This is a genomic window from Alphaproteobacteria bacterium (assembly GCA_018662925.1).
Classification (GTDB): domain Bacteria; phylum Pseudomonadota; class Alphaproteobacteria; order 16-39-46; family JABJFC01; genus JABJFC01.
In genome coordinates this window covers 13,446-28,770 of record JABJFC010000050.1, presented here as the reverse complement: position 1 = coordinate 28,770, position 15,325 = coordinate 13,446, and the positions used below count along the sequence as shown (strand labels likewise).

General features: G+C 43.3%; 14 protein-coding genes and 1 pseudogene. 11 read left to right on the top strand and 4 right to left on the bottom strand.

Features of this window, described 5'->3' with window-relative positions; all coding sequences use genetic code 11:
- Positions 1 to 295: 295 nt before the first annotated feature.
- The 10 genes and pseudogenes from HOL16_03770 (at position 296) to HOL16_03725 (ending at position 9,522) form a co-directional block, all read left to right on the top strand.
- Positions 296 to 1,261 (top strand): RluA family pseudouridine synthase, encoded by a 966-nt coding sequence (locus HOL16_03770; GenBank protein MBT5389813.1) that lies wholly within the window; start codon positions 296 to 298, stop codon positions 1,259 to 1,261.
- Complete coding sequence (locus HOL16_03765) at positions 1,258 to 1,953, top strand: hypothetical protein (GenBank protein ID MBT5389812.1); 696 nt, start codon at positions 1,258 to 1,260, stop codon at positions 1,951 to 1,953. Before HOL16_03770 ends, HOL16_03765 begins: the two co-directional genes overlap by 4 nt.
- A gap of 225 nt (positions 1,954 to 2,178) precedes the next feature.
- Positions 2,179 to 2,367 (top strand): annotated as a pseudogene (locus tag HOL16_03760) (2TM domain-containing protein).
- A gap of 542 nt (positions 2,368 to 2,909) precedes the next feature.
- Positions 2,910 to 3,161, top strand: coding sequence for a hypothetical protein (locus HOL16_03755; GenBank protein ID MBT5389811.1), 252 nt, complete (start codon positions 2,910 to 2,912; stop codon positions 3,159 to 3,161).
- Positions 3,151 to 4,284: a septal ring lytic transglycosylase RlpA family protein gene (locus HOL16_03750; protein ID MBT5389810.1), complete on the top strand. Its 1,134-nt coding sequence runs from the start codon at positions 3,151 to 3,153 to the stop codon at positions 4,282 to 4,284. The genes HOL16_03755 and HOL16_03750 overlap by 11 nt, the downstream gene beginning before the upstream one ends.
- An 11-nt stretch (positions 4,285 to 4,295) precedes the next feature.
- On the top strand, positions 4,296 to 5,444 hold the full coding sequence (locus HOL16_03745) for a D-alanyl-D-alanine carboxypeptidase (GenBank protein ID MBT5389809.1): 1,149 nt from the start codon (positions 4,296 to 4,298) through the stop codon (positions 5,442 to 5,444).
- Positions 5,445 to 5,460: 16 nt separating this feature from the next.
- The gene (locus HOL16_03740; protein MBT5389808.1) at positions 5,461 to 6,123 is read left to right on the top strand and encodes a dTMP kinase; all 663 of its coding nucleotides are present in this window, start codon (positions 5,461 to 5,463) and stop codon (positions 6,121 to 6,123) included.
- 1 nt (position 6,124) lies between these two features.
- Positions 6,125 to 7,183 carry a DNA polymerase III subunit delta' gene (locus HOL16_03735; protein ID MBT5389807.1) on the top strand — a complete coding sequence of 353 codons (1,059 nt, stop codon included), beginning with the start codon at positions 6,125 to 6,127 and terminating at the stop codon, positions 7,181 to 7,183.
- Between the two features lies 1 nt (position 7,184).
- Positions 7,185 to 8,738 (top strand): methionine--tRNA ligase, encoded by a 1,554-nt coding sequence (locus tag HOL16_03730; GenBank protein ID MBT5389806.1) that lies wholly within the window; start codon positions 7,185 to 7,187, stop codon positions 8,736 to 8,738.
- Complete coding sequence (locus tag HOL16_03725; GenBank protein ID MBT5389805.1) at positions 8,716 to 9,522, top strand: TatD family hydrolase; 807 nt, start codon at positions 8,716 to 8,718, stop codon at positions 9,520 to 9,522. Before HOL16_03730 ends, HOL16_03725 begins: the two co-directional genes overlap by 23 nt.
- On the opposite strand, the gene HOL16_03720 is transcribed toward HOL16_03725, so the two are convergent.
- Complete coding sequence (locus tag HOL16_03720; protein ID MBT5389804.1) at positions 9,510 to 10,103, bottom strand: nucleoside deaminase; 594 nt, start codon at positions 10,101 to 10,103, stop codon at positions 9,510 to 9,512. The two genes, HOL16_03725 and HOL16_03720, sit on opposite strands and share 13 nt — an antisense overlap.
- Before the next feature lie 235 nt (positions 10,104 to 10,338).
- Between HOL16_03720 and HOL16_03715 the strand changes: the two genes are divergently transcribed.
- A complete protein-coding gene (locus HOL16_03715; protein ID MBT5389803.1) occupies positions 10,339 to 11,610 on the top strand; it encodes an MFS transporter in 1,272 nt (423 codons plus the stop codon).
- A 10-nt stretch (positions 11,611 to 11,620) separates the two neighbouring features.
- On the opposite strand, the gene HOL16_03710 is transcribed toward HOL16_03715, so the two are convergent.
- From HOL16_03710 to HOL16_03700, 3 genes are all read right to left on the bottom strand, one after another.
- Entirely contained in the window at positions 11,621 to 12,298 is a 678-nt protein-coding gene (locus HOL16_03710; protein ID MBT5389802.1) for a helix-turn-helix transcriptional regulator, read from the bottom strand.
- A 289-nt stretch (positions 12,299 to 12,587) separates the two neighbouring features.
- A complete protein-coding gene (locus HOL16_03705; protein MBT5389801.1) occupies positions 12,588 to 13,964 on the bottom strand; it encodes a phosphomannomutase/phosphoglucomutase in 1,377 nt (458 codons plus the stop codon).
- Positions 13,965 to 13,966: 2 nt separating this feature from the next.
- Positions 13,967 to 15,319 (bottom strand): UDP-glucose/GDP-mannose dehydrogenase family protein, encoded by a 1,353-nt coding sequence (locus tag HOL16_03700; protein ID MBT5389800.1) that lies wholly within the window; start codon positions 15,317 to 15,319, stop codon positions 13,967 to 13,969.
- Positions 15,320 to 15,325: the final 6 nt, after the last annotated feature.

Below are 15,325 nucleotides of genomic sequence, written 5' to 3'. Positions count from 1 at the left end.
TAAACAGGGGAAAATTGCGCGTGAAGACCAGAAAAACAGTTAAAATTGTGCCTTATGGATTGATCAGTGCAAAAAAATATCATTCTTATCCTTGCATCCTCCGTGAAACTTCCGCACTTTCATAATTTTGCAATTTGCTCCAACTATAGTCCTTTTAAATTTGAACGACAAGCAGGCGAATTTAAATTTTTTATGAGCAGTTTCCTATATTCTGTTCCTTGATCGTGGAGGATAAGCCTCTTGTGTTGGTGGAAGGGATTCCCTATGAGTTAAAGAGGAAAAGGAGAGTCTGGTTTTGTCGAACATAATTGATATCACTGAAGAGTTGGAAGGGGGTCGTTTGGATCGGCTGCTGAAGAAGCAATTTCCTCAGCTTTCCCATGGAGCCATTCAAAAAATGTTGAGGACAGGGCAGATTCGCATCAATGGAAAGCGAATTAAAGGATCTATTCGTTTGGAAAAAGGCCAGTCACTTCGCATTCCTCCACGGACGTCCGAAGAAGAAGTTCCCAAGAAGAAGGCAATCTATCTTACCCAAAAGGAAAAACAGTTACTGAAAGATCTCATGCTTTATGAAGATAAGGATATGATTGTTCTCGATAAACCTTCCGGACTTGCAACTCAGGGCGGCAGTAAAACCCTTCAGCATGTGGATCGATTGATGGAAGGTATGATCGATGAAAATGGCATAAAGCCAAAGCTAGTCCATCGCTTAGATAAAAATACCAGTGGGCTCTTACTGTTGGCAAAAACAGATAAAATGGCGACCTATTTGGCGAGAGCCTTTCAGGAAAAGAAGATTGAAAAAACCTATTGGGCCATCACAATTGGAGTTCCAAAGCCATTGGAAGGCGAGATTGATTTACCTCTTCTCAAAAAGCGGGGGGATATTGGGGAGCAAATGGTGGTGGACCACAAAGATGGAAAAAAAGCCATCACTCGGTATCGTGTTATCGATCATGCCCACAAAAAGGCTGCATGGCTAGAAATGGTGCCTTTGACAGGGCGGACCCATCAATTAAGGGCTCATTGCCAAGCTATGGGGACACCGGTTCAAGGTGATCGGAAGTACGGACGTCGCAAAGATTTCCTAAAAGGTGATGATATCTCCGAACTGATGCATCTTCATGCACGGACGCTCAAAGTGCCCATGCCATCTGGGAAAATTATGAGTTTTCAATCTCCGTTACCAGATCATATGAAGCAAACCTTTAAGGCCCTAGGATTTAAAGAAACAGATGCCAAGGAGACAAAGCCTTGAGTGTTTGGTTTTCCTGTACGGACCCATCACTATTGGACAAACAAAAAACTGACTCTGGCTATGTTTTTATCAATGCCGGTGAGCCCATTGAGACGCCTATAGGGAAGTATCTCCATGTTCCAACAGAAAAATTGGCAGCGGCAGTTTTGAAGGAGCTGAAAGCTGCGACGGTTCATAGGGAAGAATTGAAATTCACAAAGTATATTTTAACAGCCATTGACCATGTGGAAATTCGAAAAGATGAAATTATTCGGGATCTTTTAGCACATACAGAGGTGTTGGCCTACTGGGCAATAGAGCCGAAAGGCCTAGCAGAAAGGGAGAAAAAGCTTTGGAGGCCTCTTCTTGCTTGGGTAGAAAAAGAGTTTTGTGTCAAGATTAAAACAACCCACGATATGGCTCCCATCCAACAATCGCAGGTCACACTCAAGGCTTTGGAAGCCTATCTGAAAAGTTGTAACTCCTATCTTTTGGCAGTTATTAATGATGGGGCACAGTTAACAGGATCACTTTTTGTCTCTGTTGCCTTGTGTAATGGTTATATGAATGGATCGAAGGCTTTTCAGGTCGCTTTTGTTGAGGAAGTGTTCCAAAACTTCCAGTGGGGCGAAGACGAAGAATCCAAAGAAAAGCAGAAGGAAATGGAAATAGATTTGCAAACGGTCGAACAATTCGTCGGGCTTTTGACGTGAAGACAATGAGATTGGGCGTTGTGGTAAATCGGCCAAATCCTTTAGGCGGGGTGGGCTTAAGATAAAATTGTCAGCATGACTGTGCCTAGAAAGACACGAAAACATCTTTACCAATCATTCCAAATGGTTAAAAATAAAAAGATGGAGAGTCCGTGGAGAAAACATGGTATTATACCTCTCTAAGGGTATGAATTCGACAACAGGAAAAAGCCAGGGATTAAATCAATGTCAGGAAAAATGACCGAAGAAAAAGCAAAACAACACGTTAAGAGACTCGCAGTTTTCTATAAGGAAATGACCATATATGTCGCTGCCAATCTATTATTTATTCTGATTTGGCTTTTGAGCGGGGCAGGTTATTTCTGGCCTATTTGGGTGATCCTTGGGTGGGGAATTCCACTGTTTCTTCAGGCACTCTATTTGAATCTTTTACCGTCGACAGTTCAAGAGAACTTTCGGAGTGCCATGGACTTTTTCCCTTACTTTAAACCAGAGTGGGAAGCGCAAGAAGTTGCTAAATATATGAAGAAGAGCGGTTCGGTTGCTTCTAATCCAGGTCCAGCTCGCTCGTCCGCGGCAGCAAAACCTGCGGTCAAAAAGGCAGCGGTGAAAAAATCTCCTGCAAAGAAAACATCGACAAAGAAGAAGGCTTCTACGGCTAAAAAGAGAACGTCAACGGCTAAGAAAAAAGCTTCTCCTAAGAAGGCCGCCTCTTCTAAAAAATAATTTAAAGTTTTAAGGTTTTAAAAAGCTTCTTACCCCAATTGTGGTGAGAAGCTTTTTGCATTGTGGAGTCCTGTCGTTTGCAGAGGGAATTATTTTTTTGGATATAAGGTTTTTCCACTCACAGCAACATATTTTAGATCCTGAACGGGATAGAATTATCAAAAAAACTATGATAAGCCCTGGAGAGATGGTTGATATTAATAATCGAACTTGAACCTTAGGGAAAAAACATGCAAACGCGGGACCGAATTTTAAGTGATTTAACTGGGGCTGCATTTGGGGCCCTTAAGGTTCTTAAGGAATGTGCAGATGGTTTCAAGGGTCGCATGGATAAAGGGGTGTGTGAGCCACAAAGGACTGGAAGCACCGAGAAAAAACAAGAAGAAATCCTAGAGCGTTTAGATAGGCTTGAACGAGAATGTGCTCAGCATTTTCAAAAACCTAAGAAGAAAAAGACGACTCAGGATAAAAATGAAAAATAGTTGGGTCATTTTCTTATGCTTATTCCTGGGAGGCTGTTCTTCAACGTCTCTGTTGTCCAAGGTTTTTCCAGCACCCTTTAAGGATGATACCAAAACGAGTATGCATCTGAGCAGTCAATCAAAGAAATATGGAAATCCCCATTATAAGCTGGGAACTTGCTACACCATAAAGAACGTCCGGTATTGTCCTCGGGAAAAGTTTAGCCATGTGGAAGAGGGGCTAGCTTCTTGGTACGGTCCCATGTTTCACGGGAAACTGACGGCCAATGGTGAAATATTTAATATGTATGAAGTAACCGGGGCGCACAAAACTCTTCAACTTCCCTGCATGGCAAAGGTAACAAATTTGGATAATGGGCGTATTTTGTTTGTGCGTCTGAACGATCGAGGGCCCTATTATCCTGGACGCATTGTGGATTTGTCTAAGCGTGCTGCCCAATTATTGGGTTTTCATAACAGGGGAAAAGCAAGGGTACGATTGGAAGTTATTTCCCATGAGAGTAAGGTGCTTGCCGCGATGGCTCAAGGCAAAACACCTCCATCTGGACCAGACAAGTTCCCATTAAGAATGGCTGAGTCAGCTCCTGTTGTTTCGGAAAAGCCATCGTTCCAATTAGCTTCCAACAAACAGTCGGGGGATATATTTCGTCAGGGTCGAGCCGTTTTGCCCAATGGACGTGAAGCACCCCCAGAAGTACAGAAAGCGGTGAAACAAGTGAAGGAAGCTGTTGAGGATGCAACTAAAAATATTAAAGAGGCCACGTCCAGGGTGCAAGAGGTCGTGCCTAAGGCCAAAGAATCCGTGCCTCAGGTAAGGGAAAAATCGGCTCCAATACAACACGCTATGCCTAGTGAGAGGAAAGTTGCATTGCCAGCAAAACCCGTGCCAACGCAAGCAGAGGGTGTCTATGTTCAGGTGGGAACATTTTCAAAGGTTGAAAATGCCAGTAGATTGAGTAATAAACTATCTTCGTTGGGTTCAACCAAAGTGAATGCGGTTAATTCGGGGGACAGAACTCTATATGCTGTCCGTGCTGGTCCCTTCAAGAGTAAAGATGTAGCGAATACGTATCTTAACAAACTAAAGGCAACTGGTCATTCAGATGCACATGTTTTGAAATGAGAGAGGAAGCAATGAGAAGGATTATTACGTTTGGCCTGTTGATTATTTTGTCTATAGGCAGTCATGCTTGGGCAAAGCCTGCAATAGATCTATGTGCGAAACAGGCTGTGCTTATGGATGCGACTACGGGGGCAATTCTCTATGAAAAAAATGCAAGCGAATTGATGGTGCCGTCTTCCATGACTAAAATCATGACGGTCTACCTTATGTTTGAGCGTTTGAAAGAAAATAGACTCTCTTTAGGCGATAAGTTTAAAGTCGGAGAAAATGCCTGGCGAAAAGGGGGGGCTAGAATGTTCCTAGAACTGGGTTCCAAACCAACTGTAGAGGAGCTTATTCAGGGTATTATTGTCCAATCAGGGAATGATGCCTGTATTACAGTCGCAGAAGGTCTTGCTGGAACTGAAGATAATTTTGCACAGGAAATGACAGCTAAGGCCCATGAGTTGGGAGCAACAAATACGACTTTCTTGAATGCGACTGGATGGCCAGATGAAGGACATCATTCTACGGCCAAAGATTTGATGCTAATCGGCAAAGCGACCATTGAAAATTTCCCTGAATTGTATAAGAAATTTTATGCTCAAAAAGAATTTACGTACAATAAGATCCGTCAAGGTAATCGGAATCCGCTTCTTTACACAAGTTTAGATGTGGACGGCTTGAAGACCGGAGAAACTGACGCTGGAGGACTTGGTCTAGTTGCTTCGGCAAAGCAGGGGGACCGGCGTTTAATTCTTGTGATCAATGGATGTGAGAATAAGCAGATTCGGGCCAAAGATTCTGAGACTCTAATGAAGTGGGGGCTACGGGAATTTGAGAATAAAACTTTATTTGAAAGTGGTCAGCTAATTGAAACCGCCAGTGTAAGAGATGGTGCTGTGGATACGGTTCCACTCGTTGTGGCTTCGCCCGCATTGATAACTGTTCCTAAATCTGTTTCTTCCAAGATAACGGCTGTGGCTGAATATCAGCCTCTTATCGCTCCTCTTCAAAAAGGGGCAAAAGCAGGTGTATTAAAGGTACAAATTCCGGAAACCAGTATTTCTGCGGCTCGTGAAGAGCTTATTCCTCTAGTAGTGGCGGAAGATGTGACAGAATTAGGATTTATGGGAAGACTTTGGTCTCGGACAACAAATTTTGTAACAGGTCTATTCTAGGCAAAAAGGATTACTCGTGGCAAATCGAGGAAAATTTATTACCTTTGAAGGGGGAGAAGGTTCCGGTAAATCTACCCAGATTACTTTACTGGCGCAGTATCTAAAGGATCGTGGAAAAGAAGTTCTGGTAACGCGAGAGCCAGGAGGAACGCCAGGTGCTGAGGAAATTCGTCCTCTAATATTGACGGGCGAGCCAGGTCGATGGGACTCTATGACGGAGCTTCTTCTTTACTTTGCGGCCCGACGAGATCATTTAGAAAAAAAGATCAAGCCAGCACTTGCGGCAGGGACGTGGGTGCTGAGCGATCGATTCGCCGATTCTTCCCTTGCATATCAAGGATATGCAGGCGACCTTGGAAAGGATATTGTTGAGCAAATTATTCAAATTGTTGTCGGCGATTCAGAGCCAGATTTAACTTTTATTTTTGATCTTTCTTCTGAAGTGGGCCTCAAAAGAGCCATGGATCGTGAGGAACTTAATGCGGCCCAAAAGGAAGATCGCCTTGAACGCAAAGGGGCCGATTATCACGAGAAAGTTCGAGATGCATACCAACAGATCGCGAAAGACCATAGCGATCGATGTGTCCTTTTGGATGCCGACAAGTCCATTGAAGATATTTCCCAGGAAATTTCCCAGTATGTGGATCTTAGACTGGGGAGTGCTTTAAAGGAAGCTTGATATGAGAGCAGATCCCGTTGAAGAAACCCTCTATAGTGCTCAGCCTGACTTGTTAGGTCATGAAGATGTGGAAAGTTATCTTTTGCAGCTTATGGCACAAAATCGTTTGCCTCATGCACTGTTGCTAACTGGTCCTAAGGGCATTGGCAAAGCAACCATGGCCCATAGACTGGCACAATATTTGCTCACTTATTCTGAAGACGCAGGAATCTCCCATAAAACTTTGCACGTGGATCCAGCTAGTATGGTCCGTCGGAGGATTCTTAGCGGAAGCCATGGGGACTTTCTATGTATTTCTAGGGGAGTTGATGAGAAGGGCAAGGTGCAACTTGAGATTCCAGTCGGCAAAGTGCGAGAGATTCCTGCTTTTCTCCAGAAAACATCATCGGAAAGTCCTTATCGTGTTGTCGTCGTCGACGGGGTCGAGGAAATGAATCGCAATGGGGCCAATGCACTCTTAAAGTCCTTAGAAGAGCCGCCCCTCGGGACTTTTATAATTCTTGTTTCCCATAAGCCGGGTCTTTTGTTGCCAACTATTCGATCTCGCTGTCAGGTCATTCAAATGAAACCCCTTTCGTCAGAGATAGTTGGGGATTATTTAGCAAAACATCATGGGTCATTTTCTAAAGAAGAGAGAGACTTGTTAACCTCATTGAGTGGGGGCCGTCTTGGCCAAGTTCTCACAATGATTCAAGGCGGTGGTTTGGCACTCTATAAGGAAATGTTAGGTGCCGTTAAGGGCCTTCTCACCAATTCGGCAAATGTTCCTTTTTCTCTCATTGAACGGCTTTGTAAAAAGCAAGAGAGTGATTCTTTTGAGATTTTTACAATTTTGCTAATGGGATTTTTGGGGAACTATCTCAAATCAGAAGGAAAAAGCGCCTGCAATACACCAGAGGAAGTAGAACTATATGGGCTTATGACCAACCATTGCTCCCTTGAAAATTGGCTTAGAATATGGGAGAAAATAAGGCTACATTTTGAGGAGATGCAACGATATACTTTGGATCGGAAACAAACTCTTCTGTGTGTTTTCTTAAGCTTTGTGAAAGAGAGATAAAATGACGCGGGCATTCTACGTAACCACTCCCATTTATTATGTGAATGGATCGCCACATGTGGGCCACGCATATACTACATTGGCATGTGATGTCTTGGCACGATTCATGCGCTTAGATGGGTGTGATGTAAAGTTTCTCTCAGGAACGGATGAGCATGGTCAAAAGGTAGAAAGAACAGCCGAAGCAGCGGGAATGACGCCTCAAGCCTTTGCGGACAAGGTAGAGAAAGAATTCCGGGAAATGGCCAAAGCGATGAAGGCTACCTGTGATGACTTTATCCGTACGAGCGAGCCGCGCCACAAAAAAGGTGTAACGAAGTTTTGGGAACGTTTAGTGGAGAACGACGATCTCTACTTAGGAAGCTACTCGGGCTGGTATTCTGTGACCGATGAAACTTTCTTTGCGGAAAAAGAGCTCATTAATGGCAAAGCGCCCACAGGAGCAAATGTTGAGTGGGTAGAGGAGCCAAGTTATTTTTTCCGACTTTCCAAATACCAGGACCGTCTCTTAAAATTTTATAATGATCATCCAGACTTCATTGCACCAGCCTCTCGACGCAATGAAGTCATTAGTTTCGTTAAGCAGGGATTAATAGACCTTTCTGTTTCGCGAACGACTTTCACTTGGGGTGTTCCTGTTCCAGGAGACCCTGATCATGTGGTTTATGTTTGGCTTGATGCTCTAACGAATTATATTACGGCTCTTGGTTATCCCGATACGGAAGCTTCTGATTTCGCAACTTTTTGGCCGGAGGCGCATCATATTGTTGGGAAAGATATACTTCGATTTCATGCCATCTTTTGGCCAGCCTTTTTGATGGCAGCGGATTTACCATTACCCAAGCGGGTATATGCACACGGCTGGTGGACAAACGAAGGTCAAAAATGCTCCAAATCATTGGGGAATGTACTAGATCCATTTGAGCTCATCAAAACTTACGGAGTGGATCAGCTTCGTTATTTTATGATGCGAGAGATTCCTTTTGGCCAAGATGGAGACTTTTCATGTGACTCTATGGAGCGTCGCATAAACAGTGATTTGGCTAATGACTATGGCAACCTTATTCAACGGGTGCTCTCCTTTGTTGCAAAACATGCTGGAGGGGTTGTTCCTAAGAAAGGCACATTGACTAGGGATGACGAGGCTATGCTGAAAGAAGTGCAGAGCCTTTATGATGATTTGAAGCCTTTGCTTGCAGAGGAACAAGCTTTTCACAAGTATCTAGAGCGACTATGGCGCGCCATCGGCGTGGCTAACCGATATGTGGATACGCAGGCTCCTTGGGCTTTGCGGAAAACAGATACGGACCGTATGGAAACAGTTCTATATGTGTTATCTGAGGCCATTCGGTATATAACAATTCTTGCTCAGCCATTCCTACCTGATGCCACTGAAAAGATTTTGGACCAGTTAGCAGTGCCAAAAAACAAGAGAACTTTTGCTAATTTATCTGCAGAGAGTGCTTTGGTATCGGGAACGGCGCTTCCAAACCCTGAACCTATTTTCCCCCGATACGTTCCAGGAGGGTCCCATGAAAAAACCTTGGCTCGTTGACAGTCATTGTCATCTGAATTTTCCAGAGTTTAAGGATCAAATACCTCAGGTCATTCAACGTGCCCATGAGGTGGGAGTGGGACAGTTGCTCTCTATTTCGACGGATCTGGAAGAGTTTCCAGCTATTCTAAAAATTGCTGAAAGGGACCCAACTGTCTATTGCACTGTTGGGGTGCACCCACACGAAGCAAAGCGGTATCCAGACATCAAGCCTGGGGACTTGCTGGAACTTGCTGTGTCGCCAAAGGTGGTTGGTTTTGGGGAAACGGGTCTAGATTATTACTATGAGCACAGTGATCGGGAAGCTCAAAAGAAATCTTTTCGGGCCCACGTACAAGCTTCACAGGAAAATGGGTTACCTCTTATTATCCATAGTCGAGATGCAGAAGACGATATTTTGGCACTCTTAAAAGAAGAAAGTGTTGGGCCTCGGGAGGATCGAGCGCCTGGGGTTATTCATTGCTTTAGCGGTAGCCAGAGATTTGCCGATGAAACGCTTGCCATGGGTTTTTATATTTCCCTATCGGGCATTTTGACATTTAAGAATGCGGTTGAATTGAGGGAGACTGCTGCAAGGGTGCCAATGAATCGATTGTTAGTAGAAACGGACAGCCCATTTCTTGCACCAGTTCCCTATCGGGGGAAATCCAATGAACCTGCCTATGTGGTAGAAGTGGCTAAAAAACTTGCCGAAATTAAAAAGATCTCCGAAGAAGAAGTGGGACAGATTACGACGGAAAACTTTCATAGATTGTTTCGTAAGACGTCTCTTCACCCATTATAAATGCGTCCGTTTTTTTCCACATAGAATTCCAAAACATCTTTGGCTTCTTGACGGCACACATCTTCTATAAGGGTAATACCTCTTTTTTCAAGGGACTCATTCCATCGAGAGGGCTTGTCCCCTTCGTCAAAACCAATCTCAGAGACATCTTCGGCGCGTGCCCCGCTGGAGCAACATTTAACTCCGGACCAAAGAATTGCGCCGAAACACATGGCGCAGGGTTCTGAACTGGTTACGAGTTCATAACTGTTTTGCTGGGATAGATTAAGAGAAAATTTGCCAAGTTTTTTCTGTGCCAACATAAGAGCCATGATTTCGGCGTGGGCCATTGAGCATTTTTCTGAGATAACCACATTGACTCCCATGGAAACAAGTTCATGGGTTTTCATATTAAAAATGGCGGCACCAAAAGGCCCCCCCGTGCCATGATCAACATTCATTTTTGAGAGCATTATCACAAAGCGCATCCGTTCTTCTTGCTCTTGAAATTTAGAAGCCTCTGGGACTTTGATTTCTGTGATCCACGGTGGGAGTCCCAATTGAATCTGGTTTAAGTCTTTAATATTTCTGATGGTGCTCATTTAAAACTTTCCTGTAATAAGCCTGATGTGAGTATATAGGAAAATGGCTCCCTAAAGTGTTAATAAAATGTGTTTTATCCGCCTTTCTGAGATCTATATAGGATAGTGTTTTGGCAAAAAGTATGTTCTAATTCAAGTTTAACCTGTTGTAATTTTAAGATATAAATGTATAGTCACTTTGGGTGGAAGATGTAAATAATGCTGTAAAACTGAATTCAATGAGGGTGGAAATATGATGAAAAAGAAATCGATCTTCACGATATGTTTAGGAACGATGTTAGAGTACTACGACATTTTTCTGTATGGGAGCTTGATTCTCGTTCTATCGCCTCTTTTCTTCCCACATGAAGATCCTGAAATATCTCGATTATTTGGGCTAGTAGTGTTCGCTGCAGGGTTCATTTTACGCCCTATCAGTGGTCTGCTGTTTGGATATTTTGGAGATAAGTTCGGACGAAAAAAGCCCTTGCAGTTGTCCATGTTTTTTATTTCGCTGCCAACGCTTATGATTGGGCTGCTTCCAACCTTTTCAGAAATTGGAATTTGGGCCCCAATATTACTTTTAATTTGTAGGTTGGTGCAGAACTTTTTTGTTGCGGGTGAGTTTGCCGGCGCGAGCGTGTTACTTTTAGAAAATGCCCCAGAGGGTAAGAAGGCTTATACGGGTGGGATTCTGTATATGGGCACCTGCTTTGCGCTTTTGTTAAGTTTTTGCTTGGGATATATATTTACCAATTCGGCTATTCCATCTTGGGGATGGCGAGTTCCCTTTGTGTTAGGAGGTGTTTTTGGGCTTTTTGGTTATTTTCTGCGGCGACTTCTACCAGAAAGTGAAGATTTCTTGAGAGCAAGCAAAGGTGCTGGGGAAAAATTTACGAGCCTCAAATCATTTTTGAAGTCAGAACACCGAAATTTAGTGTACATACTTGGCTTAATTACTTTCGTTGCACTTCCCTATAATCTAGTTTTCTTATATTCTCCACAATATCTCATTCGGATTTTTGGTTTTAGCTCTCGAGAAGTTATAGCTTTTTGTATTCCTTTTGCTGCCATTTTAACGGTGAGCAATCCGCTTATGGGTGCTTGTTCAGATCGTTTCGGGATAAAGAAAGTGTGTTTAGCTTCTGCCGTATTGTTTTTAATATCTTCTTCTCTCTTTTTTCTGTTTCTTAACCCAAACATGGGTTTAAGCACTGTTTTCATCTTTCAAATTCTTTTTTGTTTATCCTGTGCTACGGCGACCGGGGCAACTATGGCATTGAAAGTTCTCGTTTTCCCCACACGTATGAGATATCGAGGTGTCGGTCTAGGGGAAGCCCTGGGGATGGCTGTTTTTACTGGGTGTACTTCTCTCATCTGCGCTTGGCTAGTCAAAGCAACAGGCAGTGAGATGGCGCCACTTTTATTTGTTTGTCCTAGCATGCTATTCGGGATTTTTTCCCTACATAAGATCAAAGTTCCTTCCCGGGAAAAAGTCGCGAAAGTCTCGGAAAAAAGGGCCGCATAGGGTCATATTTTTACGATTCAGATTTGGTATATAGGTGGACCAGACGAGTCCTTATCGCAAACTTTTCGCTTTTACCTTTAGTGAGTCGTTTCGGGTATAGTAGTTTATCTTTTATATTAGAAACATATGATTCTATGGTTCGAGATGAAAGATTAAGTATTTTCGCAATTTCACACGACGTCATACCTTCACATATAAGATCCATGCATTGTTTTTCGCGAGGTGATAGAAAAGTATCCCCATTCTCTCCAAAAACGTGATGATGAGGGATTTCTATTTCTTTTAAAAAGTTTTTTTCTTGTCCAGAATATTGTTCGTTAAAGGTTGGAAATTGGAAGTCTGAAAAGAACAATTTTTTGGAATCACAGACGTTAATAAGTTTCCGAGCGTTAAATTTAAAATATTTCACGAATTTTTTCATAATGTCTTCTTTAAAAATATATTTATTTTGAAGGTGAGATGATCCAGCAAATGAATACGCCTCAAAATACTCATCTACTTCCTCTACTACTGAAGTTCGAAGCAACAAATCATATTTTGAAAAAAGTGCTGCAATTGGGAGTTCATCACTACTAACTCGATCCCTAGAGTGAAATCGAAGAGCTAACTTGTTGTTATGGTCTTGGTTGTTGAGAAAGTTATTTTCAAAATAATCTTCAAGCCATTGGGTGTTATTTGTTAAGTACAATCTTCGGTCGTCTTTGTAAAATCGTATGTACGAAAAAAATCTGATAGGTAAAAATTCGAAAAGAGGGCTGCAGATGGTGTTTATATCCTCTGCTTTTGCACGAAAGTATTCATATGATTGTCTATTGTGATCTAGTAATTGAGCAATTTATTCTCTCCATTTATCATAAAAAAACAACGGATTAAATTCAATATACGCTAAATTGTATATGTGGGAGAATTATTGAGCAAGTACCGTAGATTTTCGGTAGTCAGTAATGTGAAGAAGTATTTCCGCGTATAACGTGCGGCTAGTTTGGCAACGAGATCCCAACAGACTTTAAGTGCTCTGTTAGATGTTTTTGAGCTTCCTCTAGGGCCTCTTGTGTTTTGCCTTCACATCGAGCAACGAGAACGTCTTGAGTGTTTGAAGCGCGTAAAAGCCACCACCCGTCAGGGACGGAAACGCGGACACCATCGATTCCACTGAACGGAGTCTTACTGGATTCTAATTTATTCTTAATTTCTTCCACGACTTTAAATTTCCGATCATCGTCACACTGAAAGCGAATCTCCGGGGTGTTGTGAGGTGTTGGAAGTTGGTCGACTTTTTGAGTTAAAGTTTCCTCGGAATTATCAAGCACTTCCAAAAGTCTGAGGGCAGCATAGATGGCATCATCAAAGCCATAATAGCGATCGGCGAAAAAGATATGTCCGCTCATTTCTCCTGCAAGAGGTGCCTTTGTTTCCTTCATTTTCGCCTTGATGAGGGAATGGCCTGTCTTGCCCATGATGGGAGCTCCCCCTAATTTTGCGATTTCATCAAAAAGAGTCTGGCTCGCTTTTACATCGGCAATAATTGTGGCCTTGGGGATTTCTTGAAGAAGCTTTTGGGCGTAGAGAATAAGTAATTGATCTCCAAATAGAATTCGGCCTATTCCATCCACAACGCCTATTCTATCTCCATCGCCATCGAAGGCAATGCCCAGGTCAGCCTGGTGAAGTTGGACAGTTTGCTGAAGTTGGATAAGATTTTCAGGAACGGTTGGGTCAGGATGATGAACGGGGAAAGTGCCGTCAATTTTAGTATTTAAGAGGATATGGTTGCCAGGTAAATTCTTCGTCAGCATTTCAATGATTTCGCCCGAAGCTCCATTTCCAGGGTCCCAGACCACCGTTAGGGGTTTTTGGAGGGGGAGTCCTTCTGTGAGACGAGTGACATATTGTTCTTTAATCTCGACAGACTCATGGGTGCCTGTGGAAACGGCTGGTTTTTGTGAGAGCGTTTTCATAATCTCTTTGAGATTTTGAATTTGTTCCCCAAAAAATGGCTCGGTTCCAATGGTGATTTTGAATCCATTATGATGGGGCGGATTGTGGGATCCAGTGACCATGATTCCCCCATCGGTTTCAAGGGCATGAATGGCGTATGAGAGCATGGGCGTTGGGCCAAGGCCAATTTCTTTGACGGAAATGCCTTCGTCACAAAGGCCTTGTGAAACGCCCTGAGCAAGGCTGGGGGAACTCAAGCGACCATCGTAGCCTAGGGCAACCGACTTTCCTTTCCGATCCCGTATCAATGTTCCGAAACAGCGTCCCAGAAAATAGGCGTCCTCTTGGGAGAGTGTTTTACCAACTTCACCGCGGATATCATATTCACGTAGGATAGAAGAATGAAAAACATGCATTTTTAGGCAGCTTTCGAAGTGTTGCGTCGAGTTGCACTTTTCCCGCCGACAGTCGCACGTCCAATGGAATGATACACAATCTCAGACTTTTCCATTTCTTCGAGGGGATAGATATTTCGAAGGTCGATCATAAGGGGGTTTTTCAAGAGACTTTTTACCTTTGCCAGATCTAGTGCTCTGAATTCATTCCATTCGGTTAGGATGACAAGAGCATCTGCATCGAGAAGCGTTTCATCGGTATTGGCGCACCATGTTATGTCAGTAAAGAACTGCTCGGCCTCTTTCATTCCAGCAGGATCGAATGCTTTAATAGTCGCTCCGGCTTTTTGTAACGCTGGGATAATGTCCAAACTAGGACTTTCTCGCATATCGTCTGTATTTGGTTTAAAGGTGACGCCTAAGATGGCAATTGTCTTTCCTTGGACATCTCCATCGCAAGCAGCAATAACACGTTTAGCCATGTTTTCTTTGCGGCACTTATTTGCGTCAATTACAGACTCAACAATCTTTAGGGGAGAGTTGAAATCTTGAGCCGTTTTTGCCAGAGCCAATGTATCTTTAGGGAAGCAAGATCCCCCATAGCCAGGCCCCACGTGCAAGAACTTGGTTCCAATACGGTTATCAAGTCCAATGGCCTTTGAAACAGACTGAATATCGGCATCACATTCTTCGCAAAGATCAGAAATTTCGTTTATGAATGCAATTTTGGTGGCTAAGAAACCATTCGCTGCATACTTAATAAGCTCTGAAGTAGGAAGGCTTGTGAAAACCATAGGCGTCTCTAGAAGAAAGAGTGGTCGGTATAACTGAGCCATAGTTTCCTTCGCTCGCTCGGTTTCTACACCGATGACGATTCGATTGGGACGCATAAAGTCTTCAATGGCCGACCCTTCTCTCAGGAATTCTGGGTTTGAAACCACGTCCACATCCGCATCTGGTCGCGTTTCACGAATAATTTCCTGCACCTTTCGGCCCGTTCCTACAGGAACTGTGGATTTTGTAACAACGACCGTATATCCCTCGACGGCATTGGCTATTTCTTTGGCGGCTTCATAGACATAAGTTAGATCTGCGTGCCCATCTCCTCGACGGCTGGGTGTTCCTACGGCGATAAAAACAATATCTGCTTCACGTACAGCCTTTTTAAGATCTGTGGTAAAGGACAATCTTCCAACTTTCGTATTTGCTGTAACGAGGGCATCTAGTCCGGGTTCGTAAATGGGGATTTTTCCCTTTGAAAGATTGGCAATTTTTTCTTCATCAGTATCGACACAAGTCACATTGACACCAAACTGGGCAAAACAGGTGCCCGATACAAGTCCTACATATCCAGTACCGATCATTGCGAGGCGCATGTTGTT

Excerpts from the sequence above, each read along its gene's own strand:
- HOL16_03715 (MBT5389803.1), top strand. The coding sequence starts at position 10,339 with ATGAAAAAGAAATCGATCTTCACGATATGTTTAGGAACGATGTTAGAG.
- HOL16_03750 (MBT5389810.1), top strand. The coding sequence starts at position 3,151 with ATGAAAAATAGTTGGGTCATTTTCTTATGCTTATTCCTGGGAGGCTGT.
- HOL16_03705 (MBT5389801.1), bottom strand. The coding sequence starts at position 13,964 with ATGCATGTTTTTCATTCTTCTATCCTACGTGAATATGATATCCGCGGT.
- HOL16_03745 (MBT5389809.1), top strand. The coding sequence starts at position 4,296 with ATGAGAAGGATTATTACGTTTGGCCTGTTGATTATTTTGTCTATAGGC.
- HOL16_03700 (MBT5389800.1), bottom strand. The coding sequence starts at position 15,319 with ATGCGCCTCGCAATGATCGGTACTGGATATGTAGGACTTGTATCGGGC.
- HOL16_03735 (MBT5389807.1), top strand. The coding sequence starts at position 6,125 with ATGAGAGCAGATCCCGTTGAAGAAACCCTCTATAGTGCTCAGCCTGAC.
- HOL16_03725 (MBT5389805.1), top strand. The coding sequence starts at position 8,716 with ATGAAAAAACCTTGGCTCGTTGACAGTCATTGTCATCTGAATTTTCCA.
- HOL16_03730 (MBT5389806.1), top strand. The coding sequence starts at position 7,185 with ATGACGCGGGCATTCTACGTAACCACTCCCATTTATTATGTGAATGGA.
- HOL16_03755 (MBT5389811.1), top strand. The coding sequence starts at position 2,910 with ATGCAAACGCGGGACCGAATTTTAAGTGATTTAACTGGGGCTGCATTT.
- HOL16_03720 (MBT5389804.1), bottom strand. The coding sequence starts at position 10,103 with ATGAGCACCATCAGAAATATTAAAGACTTAAACCAGATTCAATTGGGA.